13 protein-coding genes are annotated in these 12,925 nt (G+C 65.2%); 4 read left to right on the top strand and 9 right to left on the bottom strand.

The features are described from left to right. Positions 1-30: 30 nt before the first annotated feature. The 3 genes from J1C48_RS04180 to cobT form a co-directional block, all read right to left on the bottom strand. Positions 31-1,950 carry a flavin monoamine oxidase family protein gene (locus J1C48_RS04180; RefSeq protein ID WP_207256457.1) on the bottom strand — a complete coding sequence of 640 codons (1,920 nt, stop codon included), beginning with the start codon at positions 1,948-1,950 and terminating at the stop codon, positions 31-33. A gap of 459 nt (positions 1,951-2,409) precedes the next feature. Beyond that, the gene (locus J1C48_RS04175) at positions 2,410-2,844 is read right to left on the bottom strand and encodes a PRC-barrel domain-containing protein (RefSeq protein WP_207256456.1); all 435 of its coding nucleotides are present in this window, start codon (positions 2,842-2,844) and stop codon (positions 2,410-2,412) included. A 185-nt stretch (positions 2,845-3,029) separates the two neighbouring features. Then, complete coding sequence (cobT, locus tag J1C48_RS04170) at positions 3,030-4,046, bottom strand: nicotinate-nucleotide--dimethylbenzimidazole phosphoribosyltransferase (RefSeq protein ID WP_207256455.1); 1,017 nt, start codon at positions 4,044-4,046, stop codon at positions 3,030-3,032. A gap of 191 nt (positions 4,047-4,237) precedes the next feature. On the opposite strand from cobT, the gene J1C48_RS04165 reads away from it, so the two are divergent. Beyond that, the gene (locus J1C48_RS04165; protein WP_207256454.1) at positions 4,238-5,074 is read left to right on the top strand and encodes an adenosylcobinamide-GDP ribazoletransferase; all 837 of its coding nucleotides are present in this window, start codon (positions 4,238-4,240) and stop codon (positions 5,072-5,074) included. A gap of 75 nt (positions 5,075-5,149) precedes the next feature. On the opposite strand, the gene J1C48_RS04160 is transcribed toward J1C48_RS04165, so the two are convergent. From J1C48_RS04160 to J1C48_RS04140, 5 genes are all read right to left on the bottom strand, one after another. After that, positions 5,150-5,581, bottom strand: coding sequence for a PIN domain-containing protein (locus J1C48_RS04160; RefSeq protein WP_207256453.1), 432 nt, complete (start codon positions 5,579-5,581; stop codon positions 5,150-5,152). Beyond that, positions 5,578-5,847 (bottom strand): hypothetical protein, encoded by a 270-nt coding sequence (locus tag J1C48_RS04155; protein WP_231081564.1) that lies wholly within the window; start codon positions 5,845-5,847, stop codon positions 5,578-5,580. Before J1C48_RS04155 ends, J1C48_RS04160 begins: the two co-directional genes overlap by 4 nt. A gap of 234 nt (positions 5,848-6,081) precedes the next feature. Then, on the bottom strand, positions 6,082-6,660 hold the full coding sequence (locus tag J1C48_RS04150; protein WP_207256452.1) for a cation efflux transmembrane domain-containing protein: 579 nt from the start codon (positions 6,658-6,660) through the stop codon (positions 6,082-6,084). A gap of 91 nt (positions 6,661-6,751) precedes the next feature. Continuing rightward, a complete protein-coding gene (cbiB, locus tag J1C48_RS04145) occupies positions 6,752-7,750 on the bottom strand; it encodes an adenosylcobinamide-phosphate synthase CbiB (protein ID WP_343217679.1) in 999 nt (332 codons plus the stop codon). 70 nt (positions 7,751-7,820) lie between these two features. After that, positions 7,821-9,134 carry a cobyrinic acid a,c-diamide synthase CobB gene (locus J1C48_RS04140; protein ID WP_207256451.1) on the bottom strand — a complete coding sequence of 438 codons (1,314 nt, stop codon included), beginning with the start codon at positions 9,132-9,134 and terminating at the stop codon, positions 7,821-7,823. A gap of 86 nt (positions 9,135-9,220) precedes the next feature. Here J1C48_RS04140 and J1C48_RS04135 point away from each other — a divergent pair, with 86 nt between their 5' ends. From J1C48_RS04135 to J1C48_RS04125, 3 genes are all read left to right on the top strand, one after another. Next, positions 9,221-10,324, top strand: a complete 1,104-nt coding sequence (locus J1C48_RS04135; protein ID WP_207256450.1) for a cobalt-precorrin-5B (C(1))-methyltransferase — start codon at positions 9,221-9,223, stop codon at positions 10,322-10,324. Then, positions 10,311-11,081: a cobalt-precorrin-6A reductase gene (locus J1C48_RS04130; RefSeq protein ID WP_231081563.1), complete on the top strand. Its 771-nt coding sequence runs from the start codon at positions 10,311-10,313 to the stop codon at positions 11,079-11,081. The genes J1C48_RS04135 and J1C48_RS04130 overlap by 14 nt, the downstream gene beginning before the upstream one ends. 391 nt (positions 11,082-11,472) lie before the next feature. Further along, positions 11,473-12,042, top strand: a complete 570-nt coding sequence (locus J1C48_RS04125; RefSeq protein ID WP_207256449.1) for a hypothetical protein — start codon at positions 11,473-11,475, stop codon at positions 12,040-12,042. A 77-nt stretch (positions 12,043-12,119) separates the two neighbouring features. On the opposite strand, the gene cobM is transcribed toward J1C48_RS04125, so the two are convergent. Further along, entirely contained in the window at positions 12,120-12,902 is a 783-nt protein-coding gene (gene cobM / locus J1C48_RS04120) for a precorrin-4 C(11)-methyltransferase (RefSeq protein WP_207256448.1), read from the bottom strand. Between the last annotated feature and the right edge of the window lie 23 nt (positions 12,903-12,925).

The following is a 12,925-nucleotide window of genomic DNA, read 5'->3' as shown; positions in this document are numbered from 1 at the left end:
AGGCGCCCCGCCATCCCGGCGCGTTCACGGTCATCCGAAGCATGAGCAGTCTGAATATTTCGCCGGCTGCATCGTCCGCGCGATACCGTAGATCGCGCAATAGGCCGAGGTGATCGACCCTTCCTGCCAGCCCGGCCAATAGCTCCAGGTGTCGCCGGCGCAAAAGAATCGGCTGTCTTTTTCGAAGGTGGTGATCTGCTCATAGATCTTTTCGTTCGTGGAGGCCGTGTCCGACGCCCATCCACCGACCTGATGCGGCATATACTGCCAGGCGATCGACATGCCGTACTCGACCGCATCTTGCTTGCCTGGATGCAGAAGCCCGAGTCCCTTGCGCGCAGTTTCGAGCCGGGCGGCGTTGTTCTGCTTGGCATATGTCGCTGCGTCTGTTCCCCGGTTGTAGGCGCCGGTCAAGATGCCGGTGTGAGCGTTGAAGTCTTCGCTTGGATACCAGATCTGGCCGATGATGTCGGTTGTCCAGGAAATGCCGCCATAGATCTGATCGTCGGTTTCCCAGAACCGCGTCTTGCCCTGCCAGCCGACCTTGATCGCCGGGGTCCAGAGATCCGGCGTCGGGTCGCCATGCCACTTTCCAGTCTTTGAAAAGGCCTCGAGCCCGGCGTTGAACGCCTTCGGCAGGCTGTTTTCCTTTGGAAGAATGGCCTTCAGCAGGGACGGTGCCATGGTCGAGATGCAGAAGTCGAAGGTTGCCGACTCCATCTTGTTGCCATCCGCCTTCCAGCTCACCTCGACCTTATCGGCACTGGGGACAACCTTCGCCGCCTCGGCCTTCAGCCGCACAAGGTCCCCGACTTTCGGCGCCTTGGGGGGAGCCTCGGTCGACCAAAGCGCCGAGGCCGGCACGTCCTGCACCAGCAGACGCTGCCAGACCCGGTCCATGCCGCCGATCGGCTGCATCAAGGTCGGCTGCCAATCGATGTTGAAGCTATTGAACAGAAAGGAGCCTGGTGACAATTCCGGATTTTCGTCGGCATTGCCGATGAATCGCGAATCCAGGATCTTGTCCATGGCAACCACGTCCCGGACCTTTCCCTTGTCGCGCCAGCCGCCTGGCACATCGCTGAAACCGATTCTGGTCGTGTCCTGGAACTTGCCGTGCTCGTTCAAGTCGCCGAACTGGCGATAGAGATTTTGCAGCCGGGTGTCGTTTACCCCAAACGCGCGCGCCTTCGCCTTATGCGTTTCATGGGCCACCTTGACCATCCCCGTGGCGTGCGCCGGCTCGCCCTTCAGCTTGCGGGCCTCATGCGCGACCTTGGCATACATGTCGGCCGCCATCTCGCCATAGAGGCTGTAGGTGATCTGGGCGAAAGAGACCGGCTTGCCCTGATTGTACTCGGCGCTTTGCAGGAGGTTCGACATCGACTGGAAGATATATGGCTCCAGGGCGACACCGATCTCCTTGCACAGATTGATCAGATTGACGTGGTTGGACGGGATCCGCCCCGGCCCGGCGTTCAGAAATAGTTCGACCGGGCCATGATCGCTGATCTTCGGATCCCAGGCGTCATCCATGAATTCGCAGACTTGCAGATCCGGCGCCGGACTGTCAGGCCGCTCCTGATAGCGATCGACATACATCGCCGGAAACAGCTTGTCGGGATCGTATTTCGAGAACCACCAGGCCTTATAGTCTTCATTGCTCGGCCGGGCGGTCAGACTGCGCCCGCCGTAGCGACTATCTGCTTCGAACACCTGAACCTTGAAGCCGAAACCGGCCAGCGTATAGGCCGCGGTCAGACCGGCGACGCCCGCCCCGAGGATCGCCACGGACTTGCCCTTGCCGAAATCCTTCGGCAGGTCTGGCTTGGGTGGCAATTCTGCGGCCCGTGCCGGTCGGCTGCCGAGCAGCGGCGGCGAGAGCGCCGCCGCACCCGCAAGTGCCGTCATCGCGTGTAGCATGGCGCGACGATTCAGGAACATAGACATTAGGATCCTCCCTGCCAGCGAAACCTCTCGCGGGCGCCCAAAGCCAACGACGCCTTCGCGACAAAAGGACGCCAACCCAACGTCATTGAGCGTCCGTCAAGCGAATTGGCTCGGATTTAACTTCTAGTTGCCGAATGCCGAGGACGATAACTTCGAGCGGAAACGCTGTAAACCTGTCGTTTAAAAGAAATTAATATTCTATTTTAAATTGTATATCGACATCTAGAACGCTCAACGTCCGATCGGACGCAGAACGGTCGCTCTCACCCTTTGGATCGACGCATCGCGCTGTGCCGAAAATCGATCCCGATTCTCGGGCCGATGCTTGTAGCGGCGCAGGCGCGAGTATGACTGAAACGCAAAACGGCGCGGCAGGAAAGCCGCGCCGCAGCGATGATTTAAAATCGTCGGAATCGACCGGATCGGTCCGCGCGCCGCTTCAGTGGCCGCGCACCACGGTCAGTTGCTGAAGGCCGGAAGCTTCTCGATCTCGTCCTTGGTCAGCGCGGTCTTCACCCGGCCCATGTCCAAGGCGACGTCGGAAAGCATCAGGATGACCGTCTTCTCGCCAATGCCGAGAAAGCCGCCAACCTCGACGGTGATCGCCTTGGCATTGCCATTCGCGTCGCCGAGCACATGCTCGACCTCACCGACCTTTTCACCATTCGGCCCGACAATCGTCATGTCGTCGACCTGCTCGACCATGAGGTTGAGCTGTGGCACCGGCGCGTCGTCTTTAGAGATCGGCGCGAGCACGCCGCTCGCCGCCGCAGCGCTCTGGTCGACGGCCTGACCCTTGCTTTGCGCATCCTGTGCCACGGCGGAACCGGCGACAGCGGCGATCAGGGTGAAAGCAAGGGCGGCAGAAACAATCGGCTTCAAGGCAATCTCCATGGGTTTTTCAGATCAAGCCGGTGCCGCGTCCGCCGCCAGAGGCGGCCGTCGGCCTCGTCTCAAGGCTTGGGCTGAAGAAACCGGCCGGCGATTACAAAAGTTCCGTTACGAAATTTGCGATACGGCCACGGTGGCGCATCGGCTTGCCGCGTCGGGATCGCGTCATCGGCGTCGAACAGACGCCTTCAGTCGCGGTTCGAGACCGCCGCCTCGGCAAAGGTTGCCATGTCGCGGTGACAGCGGGCCGCCGCCTTGACGATGCCGGCGGCGAGCGCCGCGCCGGTGCCTTCGCCGAGCCGCATGCCAAGCGCCAAAAGCGGCACCTTTCCCATTGCCTCCAGCGCCTTGATGTGGCCCTGCTCGGCCGAGACATGGCCGAACAGGCAGTGATCCAGTGCATGCGGGTCCATCTTATAGAGCACCGCCGCCGCCGAGGTGGCGACGAAGCCGTCGACGACCACCGGCACCTTTTGATGCCGCGCGCCGAGAATCGCCCCCGCCATGCCGGCGATTTCGCGCCCGCCGAGGCGCCGCAGCACCTCCAGCGGATCGGAAAGATGCCCGTTGTGGAAGGCGATCGCCTGATCGATCACCTCGGCCTTGCGCGACTGGCCACCCGAATCAAGGCCCGTGCCGGCGCCGGCCCAATCCTGCCCCGAACCGCCGAACAACGCGGCGTAGATCGCCGCGGCGATGGTGGTGTTGCCGATGCCCATTTCGCCGATGCAAAGAAGATCCGGCTTATCCATCAGAACTTCCATGCCAAACGCCATCGTCGCGGCGCAGGTGCGCTCATCCATCGCCGGGCCCTCGGTAAAATCGTCGGTGGGAATTTCCAGAGCGAGGTCGTAGACCTTCAGCGACATGTCGTAGGCCGCGCAAATCTGATTGATCGCCGCGCCGCCGGCGGCAAAATTCGCCACCATCTGCACCGTCACATCCGCGGGAAAGGCCGAGATGCCCTTGGCGGTGACTCCGTGGTTGCCGGCAAAAACCGCGACCAGCGGCCGGTCGACATGGGGCACGCCGCCCTGCCAGGCGGCCAGCCATTCGGAAATTTCTTCCAGCCGCCCGAGCGAGCCGGACGGCTTGGTCAGCTCTTCCTCGCGATGACGCGCGGCGTGGCGGGCGGCGGTGTCCGGCCCCGGCATGCTGCGGACGAGGTCGCGAATGTCGTCGAATGGAAGGCCGGTGGTGGACATCGCGTGCTCCTTGCTATTCAGCCTGTGCCGGCCGGCAATCACCACGTCGTCGCCCCCGGTGTCGTACGCGTAAGCGAGCCTGATGGCAGGGCGGTTGTGGCATGGTCGGTCTCTGGCATCGATTCCGATCTGCGGCTCGATGCTGTAGCGCCGATCGCGGCGGCAGGAAAGCAACGTCACGGAGAACGCCCTTGCAGCCGATCACGGGAGTTTATCGCGCCACCTTGCGGGCGGCGGCGTTTCTGACACGGCTGCCGATCCCCGCAGCTGCGTTCGAAGACCTTGCCGACTCTGCCGAAGCGCCCGCTGCGGGCGAAAACGAAGCCAGCAGTTCCCCCTGCTATCAGCTCAGCGGCGACGCCCACACCTTTCCGCTGGTCGGGCTTATCGCCGCCGCACCGGCGGCACTCCTGCTTGTCGCGCTGCCACCGCTCGGCCTGTCGCCACTGGTAACCGCAATCCTGGCTGTCGCCGCGCTGGTGGCGATGACCGGTGCTCTGCATGAAGACGGGCTCGGCGACGTCGCCGACGGGCTGTTCGGCCATCATGACCGCACGCGGACCCTCGACATCATGCATGACAGCCGGGTCGGCAACTATGGGGCGATCGCACTGATCCTGTCGCTCGGCCTGCGCGCCGCGCTGCTGGCCGAACTGGGTGCGGCGCGGCCAATCCTTGCCGCTGGCGCGATGCTTGCCGCCGCCACCGCCAGCCGCGGCGCCATGGCCGCCGTCTGGGCGCTCACCCCCCCCGCCACAAACACCGGCCTTGCCGCCCGCGCCGGCCAGCCTTCCGCGCGGCGCGGGCGCGTCGCGCTGATCCTCGGCAGCCTGATCGCCATCGCCATTGCGCTCCCCCTCGCCGGCCTCTTGCCGAGCGTCGCCGCAATTCTTCTCGCCGCCCTGACCTTGATCGCCTTTCGCCGCGCCCTCATTCGGCGGCTCGGCGGCCAGACCGGCGATTGCCTCGGCACCGCCCAACAGCTCTGCGAAATCGCGGTTTTGCTAGGCTTAGCAATGGGGAGATAAGCGATTGCAGACGCGCCACGATCGGGCTGTCCCCCTCTGTCGACAGGCACGGCAAACCGCGGAGCGCCAAGGCGATCAATCGGCGGCGCGCATCGGGTTGACGATCGCGATCTGCGGAAAATCCCGCTCGTTATTCGTCACCACTTTGCAGTCATAGGCTTCGGCCACGGCGGCAATGATCATGTCCAGCCCGTTTCTGGGGCGCCCCATCGCTCTGCCGTCAGCCATCAGTCGCGCCCAGACGAGCCCTGCCGCCTCACAAAACGGCAGAATCCGGCCGGCAAACAACGCCTGCGGCCCTTCCGGTCCAGCGAACCAGACCTCCAGCGACCGCCGCTTTCGACCCTGCGGCTTTTGCAAGATGCCTTTGCAAATCTCGGCCAGGGTCAGGGATGCAATGAAAAGGTCTTCGTCCTTCTGCGCCGCCATCCAAGCCATCAAGCGTTCCGATGGCGTCGTCTTGGTCACGTCACTGATGATGTTGGTGTCCAGAAGATAGCGCGTCACAGCGGCAACGGCCGCTCTTCGCTCTCTCTGGACAGATCGAGATCAGATCCAACGAGCGGCGAACGGCGCAGTGCGGACAAGATCCTGCCGGTCTGAGACGGCACCTTGACCGTCTCGCGATCAAGTATCGTCCGCAGACGAGCCGCGTCAGCCCCGTCGCCCGCCAAACGATGGGCGAAGGACTGGATCAGATCACGATCCTCATGGCGTCCCAGCACTTCGAAACGCGCCAGATCGCCTTCGCTGGAGCCGAACTTATCATCCAAGGCGCTGCGCCCTTTGGCCTGTTCCGAGGACCATCCTCAACGTCTCCGTGAAAATAGCTGCGAACACCGCATGAGGCAAGCAAGGCGAACGCTCCTCCCTCTCAATGACCATGCCGGCGACAGCCTCGGCACCGCCCAACAGCTCTGCGAGTTCACGCCACTGCTCGGGCTGCCAAGATCTCTCAGTCGGGCCACCTCGCGGTCAAACGTGACCGGCCGCTGCCGGCGCGGCCTTCAAGACGGTAGCGATCGGTGCTCGTTCCGGGCCGCCTGCCACACGTCTCGCGCAGCGTCGACATTCATCGCGGCAATTCCGAGTCCCACAATCACATCGGGCCAGATTGATGCCCATAGCGTTGCAGTCACGAGGCCCGCGGCGACGATCGCGACATTGGCGAGCGCGTCGTTGCGCGCGGATAAGAACGCCGCGCGGGTCAGGCTGCCGCGATGCGACCGAAAGCGCACCAGCATCACCGCGCAGGCGAGATTGACGACAAGCGCCCCGCCGCCGGTCACCGACAGCGCGAAGGGCTCCGGCGGCACCGGATGGCTGGCCTTGGCGACGAGGGCCGAGAGAAAGCCGAGAACGGGAAGCAGGAGGACGACGGCCATGCCCATTCCGACCCGCGCCCGGTTTTTCGGCGACCAGCGCAGCGCCGTCGCGATCAGCAGATTGACGGCCGCGTCTTCCAGGAAATCGACAGAATCGGCGAAGAGGGACACCGAGCCGATCGACAGCGCGACAAAAAACTCGACGCCGAAATAAGCAAGATTGAGGAGCGTGACGACCAGAACGACGCGGCGCAGATCCATTTTCTTCAAAGCGTCCTTCAAGCGGCCGATCCGCGATCGCAGTTGGTGGGTCTGCATCCCTGCAAGACGCCAGCCGATCCGACCCCGTCTCTCACAGAACGCCGGGCACGACGAAAACCAGAATGATGGCAATGATCGCCAGCACAACGTCCATGGCCCGCTCGAACAAGGCAATGGCGCGGGCAATGTCGGCGGGCGTCGCCTCGCGTCGGCCTTCGGGATTGAGCTGCGGTGCGTCGACGACGAGATCGCCGTAGCGGCGTGGTCCCCCGACCGAAAGGCCAAGCGCGGCGGCCATCGCGGTCTCCGGCCAGCCGGCATTGGGCGAGCGATGGAGAGGCGCATCGCGCCGGGTGATCGCTACGATGGTGGAAAAGCCCAGGCGCGGCGCCGCGCCATTACCGCCGAACATCGCCGCAAGCGCCAACAGCAGCGCCGTGAGCCGGGCGGGCACGAAATTCAGGATGTCGTCGAGCTTGGCCACGGCAAAGCCGAAATCCCGATAGGGTGCATTCAGATGGCCGATCATCGAGTCGGCGGTGTTGACCATCTTGTAAGCGAGCAGCCCCGGCAAGCCGAGCAGCAGATACCAGAAGGCCGGCGCAACGACCCCATCCGAGGCGTTTTCGGCCAGGCTCTCGATCGCCGCCCGAACGATCCCGGCCTGATCGAGCTGCTCCGGGTCCCGGCCGATGATCATCGCGACCGTCCGCCGGCCTTCAGCAAGGCCGCCGTTCCGCAGCGCAGTCGCGACGGCGCCGACATGGTCGACAAGGCTTTTATGAGCAAGGAAAATCGCGACGATCAGCGTCTCGACGATCATGCCAAGCGCGCCGAAGGCATCGGCGAGCGCGGCGATGAAACCGCCGATCAGCAGCGCGGCGAGCAGCAACAGGCCGAGCGCAAAGAAGCCCGCCCGGCGCCGGGTCTCGTCGGTGAAATCGGGTCGGTTGAGGATCCGGTCGAGAGCACCGATCGCTTCGCCCATCGCCGCCACCGGATGCCGGACATGCCGCCACAGCCAGGGCGGATCGCCGATCAGCCGGTCGAGGACGAGGCCCGCCAGAAGGATTGCAAGGCGTGTGATCACGTCGTCTCTCCGGCGAGCTTGGAGAGGCCCGTCGCCAAGGCTTCGCGATGCCGTTCGGCCGCCGAACCCCTCATTGCCGGTCGATCACATGGCAGAAGGAGCCCATCACCCGGCCGTGGCGAAGTCCGACCGCGCCGAGATCGGCACCGAGCGCGTCGCGGGCCGCAAACAGCCGGGGCGCGCCGGCCTTCTCGCGGATCGTCGTCGCGTAATGGAATTCGTGCCCCATCAGCTCCTCTTCGCCCATCAGTTCCCCTTTAAATGGCGTCCCGCCCAGCGGCGTCAGTCGGCGATAGCCGAGATGCCGGCGGCGCTCGGCAAAGCTCGTCTCGAGCGGCAACAGCCCGAGCATCGGGTGCCGTGCCCCCTCCGCGTCGATCAGCCCGTCGCCAAGCGCCATGTAGCCGCCGCATTCGCCATAGACCAGAGCGCCCCGCGCCGCCGCCGCATGGCAGCCGGCGCGAAACCGATCGGCCGCGGCAAGCCGCCCGGCATGAAGCTCGGGATAGCCGCCCGGCAGAAACAATGCGTCGCAATCTCTTGCCGGAGCCTCGTCGGCGAGCGGCGAGAAGAACGACAGCGCCGCCCCCGCCGTGCGCCAGCCGGCGAGAAGATGCGGATAGGCAAAGGCGAAGGCCGCGTCCCGGGCGATCGCGATCGTCTGGCCGAGCGGCGGCAGCGGCGGCATCGCAGGCCGATCGCGCCCCGCCGCAGGCCTTGCGAGAAGAGCCAGCTGATCGAGATCGGCATTCTCCGTCATCCAGCTGCCCGCCCGCTTGAGGAAGCCGGCGAGATCGGCGTGCTCGCCCGCCTGGACAAGGCCGAGATGGCGGTCCGACAGCTTGAGATCCTCGCGCCGCGGCAAAGCCGCCAGCACCGGCAGGCCGAGCGGGCGCAGCGCCTCGGTCAGCATTTCCAGATGGCGCGGCGAGCCGACGCGGTTGAGAATCAGCCCGGCGAGCCTCGTTCCGGCGCGAAAATTGTGAAAGCCCGCGACCAGCGCCGCGACCGAGTGGGACTGCCGGGCGCAATCGACGACGAGCACGATCTTCGCATCGAGCATCGCCGCCAGATCCGCCGCCGAACCGCGGCCGTCGGCCGCGCCGTCGAAGAGGCCCATCATCGCCTCGATGACAAAACAGTCAGCCGCCGCGCCTTGCCGGTCGGCCAAGGCGGCGATCAGCCCGGGGCGCATGGCGAAGGGATCGAGATTGACGCAAACCGCACCGCTCGCCGCGGCATGAAAGGCCGGATCGATATAATCCGGGCCCGCCTTGGCCGAGGTCACACGGTGCCCGGCCACGCGAAGCGCCGCGATCAGCGCCAGCGTCGCGGTGGTCTTGCCGGCCCCCGACGACGGCGCGGCGATCATCAGCCCGGCCAAACTTTCGCTCCTTCATCCGGTTCGTGCCGACGCGCGCCTCCCGCCCCGACGATGGCACCTTATGCGAACTCGGCTATAAGCGCGCAATGGCTCCACCGCGCGACGACGACCGCAAATCACCGGACCGGCCGCTGCGGCGCGGCTGGACGACAGGCGCCTGCGCCAGCGCCGCGACGAAAGCCGCCTTGAGCGCGTTGTTGACCGGCGACTTTCCCGACCCGGTGACGATCACCCTGCCGAAGGGCGAGACGCCGAGTTTCAGCCTCAACCGCCAGGCGCGCGACGACACCTGCGCCACGGCCGCCATCATCAAGGATGCCGGCGACGATCCGGACGTCACCCATCTCGCCGAGATCGTCGCCACCGTCGCCTTCGGCCCGCCGGGCTCGGGCGTTTGCTTCAAGGCCGGCTCCGGCGTCGGCATGGTGACCCGCCCCGGCCTGCCGCTTGCCCCCGGCGAGCCGGCGATCAACCCGGTGCCGCGCCAGATGATGCGGGCGATCGTCGAAGACCTTTGCGCGGCCCATCGCCGCCCGCCCGACATCGTCGTCGAAATCGGCGTCACCGACGGCGAGGCGCTCGCCCGCCACACCTGGAATCCGCGTCTCGGCATCGTCGGCGGCTTGTCGATCCTCGGCACCACCGGGATCGTTCATCCGTTCTCCTGCTCGGCCTGGATCCATTCGATCCATCGCGGCGTCGACGTCGCGCGGGCCGCCGGGCTGCCGCATGTCGTCGGCGCCACCGGCTCGGCCAGCGAGGATCTCGCCCGGCGCCTCTACCCCGCGCTGCCGCAGATCGCCTATCTCGACATGGGCGATTTCGCCGGCGGCCTGATCAAATATCTGAAAACCCATCCGGTCGAGCGCCTGACGATCGCCGGCGGGTTCGCCAAGCTCACCAAGCTGGCGCAGGGGGCGATGGATCTGCATTCCGGCCGCAGCCAGGTCGATTTTGCCTTTCTGCTGAAAGCCGTCGCCACCTGCGATGCCGCGCTCGCCGAAACGCTCGCGCCCCGCATTCTCGCCGCTAACACCGCCAAGGACGTGCTCGATCTAACCGGCGCGATCGACCTTCCCGCCGTCATCGCCCGCAAGGCGCAGGCCGTCTGCGCCGAGCGGCTCGGCGGCGCGGCGGCGGTCGAGATCATCGTCGCCGATCGCCAGGGAGGGCTGCTTGCGCGGGTCTGAGGCGAAAGGCGATACCGCGATCCTCGTCCTCGGCGGCACCGGCGAGGCGAACGATCTGATGCGCGCCCTGCGCGAACGCTGGCCGCGGCGCCGGCTGATCCTGTCGCTTGCGGGGCGCACCACGGCGCCGGTCGTTCCCGACGCCGTGGAAATCCGCAGCGGCGGCTTTGGCGGCGCTGCGGGGCTCGCCGCGTTCCTCGCCGCCGAACGCATCGGCCTCTTGCTCGACGCGACGCACCCCTTTGCCGCCGGCATCGCCCGCAACGCCGCCAAGGCCGCCGATCAAGCCAACATTGCCCGGCTGAAACTCTTGCGCCCGCCCTGGCAGCCCGGTCCCGGCGACCGCTGGGTGGAGGTCTCCTGCCTCGGCGACGCCTGCGACGCGCTGCCGCCCGGCGCCCGGCCGTTCCTGGCGCTCGGCCGCCAGCATCTGCAGCCCTTCACCCGGCGCCTTGATCTTCTGCCGCTCGCCCGGATGATCGAGCCGCCCGAGCCGCCCTTGCCGGACAGCTGGACGCTTCGCCTCGCCCGCCCCGCGCCCGACGCCGCCAGCGAAGCTCAGCTGATGCGAACCCATGGCATCACCCACCTCGTCACCCGCAACGCCGGCGGATCGGCATCCTACGCCAAGGTCGAGGCTGCGAGAACGCTCGCTCTCCCGGTGATCATGATCGCCCGCCCCCCGGCGCCGGACGGACCCGTGGTCGCAACGGTGGACGCGATGGTCGAGGCGGTGGCCGGCGGGTCCGTGGGATGAGGGTCGGCGGTGTGAGCGTGGGGCAGCGTCAAGTGTTAAGGAATCGGTCCGGCAGCATCGGCCTGAAAATCGGGATCGGCCTCGGGACGGCTGAAGCTTGAAACAGAATTGCCAATTCTGTTTCAGGTAGATGCCTCTCTCGCACCGAGCCGCATCGCTGGCACTGCCCGCCGCAAGTGGCCCTCAGTCCCTGCGGAAGTTTCCGGGGATGAAAGCCGCCCGAAACTCGTAAACGCGTCGGTCAGGGTATATCTCCGGCCATGGCAATGCATAATGGTAACAAGAGCCCCTACTTGTCAGAAAGAGAGAGCCATTGAAGCCATCCGAACACATCCGACCGAGGCAAACCAGAGAAATGCTCCGAGCGGGTCGACATTCGCATTACCTGGGAATGCCGCTGAACTGGAACGCTACGATAGACTTTGGATGGTGTGAGGCCGGCGACGAGCTGAAGCCAGCCAGTGACTTCCAGTCAATACGAAAACGGGTCTGGTCATGGTGGGACTACAAGCGAAAGAAAGGCCTTTTATCGGGCCCGTTCCTTGATTGGGTCACATGGGAGGCACCAAATGGAAATCATCATGCAAACTGGAAAATGCACATTCCCGAGGAATTTCATGAAGAAATAACGTTTGTTATAAAAGACCGAGCAGAAAAGGTGTTGGGAACACTGGAGTACGATGTAATTCAACAAGAGAAAATATGGAACCTTAATGGAACTATGTTCTATGCCCTTAAGGGCACTGAAGAACATTACGCAAAAGACATTGAAATAATACCAAAGCCGCAAGGTCTGATTTGGTCGCGTCGAGCAAGCGCCGCGCGAGCGTTAGGCCCAGCCGCCAGGGAAAGAGATTGGGCAAACGGGCGGATTATTAGGGCGCCGACTAAAGGCTTGCCCATGCCAGCCGAAGCCCGTGCGATTGTGCGCACCGGAGGTACGATAAAGCGGGACATTTGAAACAGAACTGCTGTATTCTGTTTCAAATGCCGACCGCAACCTTGAATCACAATGCGTCGGACGGCCACGAGCCCCCCTCACCTCGCCTTCGGCGCCTTGCGCTTCGGCCGCAGGACATGAACGTGGTTGGCGTCGTAGAGTTTTGAGTCGATGAAGTCCGTCGCGCCGAGCGCCCGGCCGACGAAGATCAGCGCCGTGCGGGTGAGTTTGGCCTCGCGGGCGGCGCGGTGCAGCGCGCTGAGGGTGGTGCGGATGAAGGCCTCGTCCTCCCAGCCGACCCGATAGGCGATGATCGCCGGGCAGTCCTCGCCATAGGCGGACAGCGGCGTCAGCTCGCGCTGGATATGGGGAATGTTGCGCACCGACAGGTGGATCGCCAGCGTCGCGCCGCTGTGGCCGAGGGTCGAGAGCTCTTCGCCGATGGGCATGGCGGAAGACTGCATCGCCGTGCGGGTGAGGATCACCGTCTGGCAGACCTCCGGCACGGTGAGTTCCAGCTTCAGCGCGGCGGCGGCGGCGGCAAAGGCCGGGACGCCGGGGGTAATGTCGTAGGGAATGCCGAGCCCGTCCAGCCGGCGGATCTGCTCGGCGATCGCCCCATAAAGCGACGGGTCGCCGGAATGCACCCGTGCGACGTCCTGGCCGCGTGCATGCGCCGCCTCGATCGCGGCGATGATCTCGTCGAGGGTCATCGGCGCGGTGTCGCGCACGATGGCGTCCGCCGGCGCGGCCTTCACCACCGCTTGCGGCACCAGGGAGCCGGCGTAAAGGCAGACGGGGCAGCGCTCGATCAGCCGCAAGCCGCGCACGGTGATGAGATCGGGCGCCCCGGGCCCCGCGCCGATGAAATGAACCGTCATGTCGCTCGTCTGCGCCCCAGCCC

This window comes from Jiella flava (assembly GCF_017349315.1).
Lineage (GTDB): Bacteria > Pseudomonadota > Alphaproteobacteria > Rhizobiales > Rhizobiaceae > Jiella > Jiella flava.
Note: the sequence above shows the minus strand (reverse complement) of the source record. Positions and strands in the feature narration are given on the sequence as shown.

What these genes read in the sequence shown, in the direction of transcription:
- J1C48_RS04135 (WP_207256450.1), top strand. Translation starts at nt 9,221, where the DNA reads ATGGCTCCACCGCGCGACGACGACCGCAAATCACCGGACCGGCCGCTG.
- J1C48_RS04175 (WP_207256456.1), bottom strand. Translation starts at nt 2,844, where the DNA reads ATGGAGATTGCCTTGAAGCCGATTGTTTCTGCCGCCCTTGCTTTCACC.
- J1C48_RS04150 (WP_207256452.1), bottom strand. Translation starts at nt 6,660, where the DNA reads ATGGATCTGCGCCGCGTCGTTCTGGTCGTCACGCTCCTCAATCTTGCT.
- J1C48_RS04125 (WP_207256449.1), top strand. Translation starts at nt 11,473, where the DNA reads ATGCCGCTGAACTGGAACGCTACGATAGACTTTGGATGGTGTGAGGCC.
- J1C48_RS04180 (WP_207256457.1), bottom strand. Translation starts at nt 1,950, where the DNA reads ATGTCTATGTTCCTGAATCGTCGCGCCATGCTACACGCGATGACGGCA.
- cobM (WP_207256448.1), bottom strand. Translation starts at nt 12,902, where the DNA reads ATGACGGTTCATTTCATCGGCGCGGGGCCCGGGGCGCCCGATCTCATC.
- cobT (WP_207256455.1), bottom strand. Translation starts at nt 4,046, where the DNA reads ATGTCCACCACCGGCCTTCCATTCGACGACATTCGCGACCTCGTCCGC.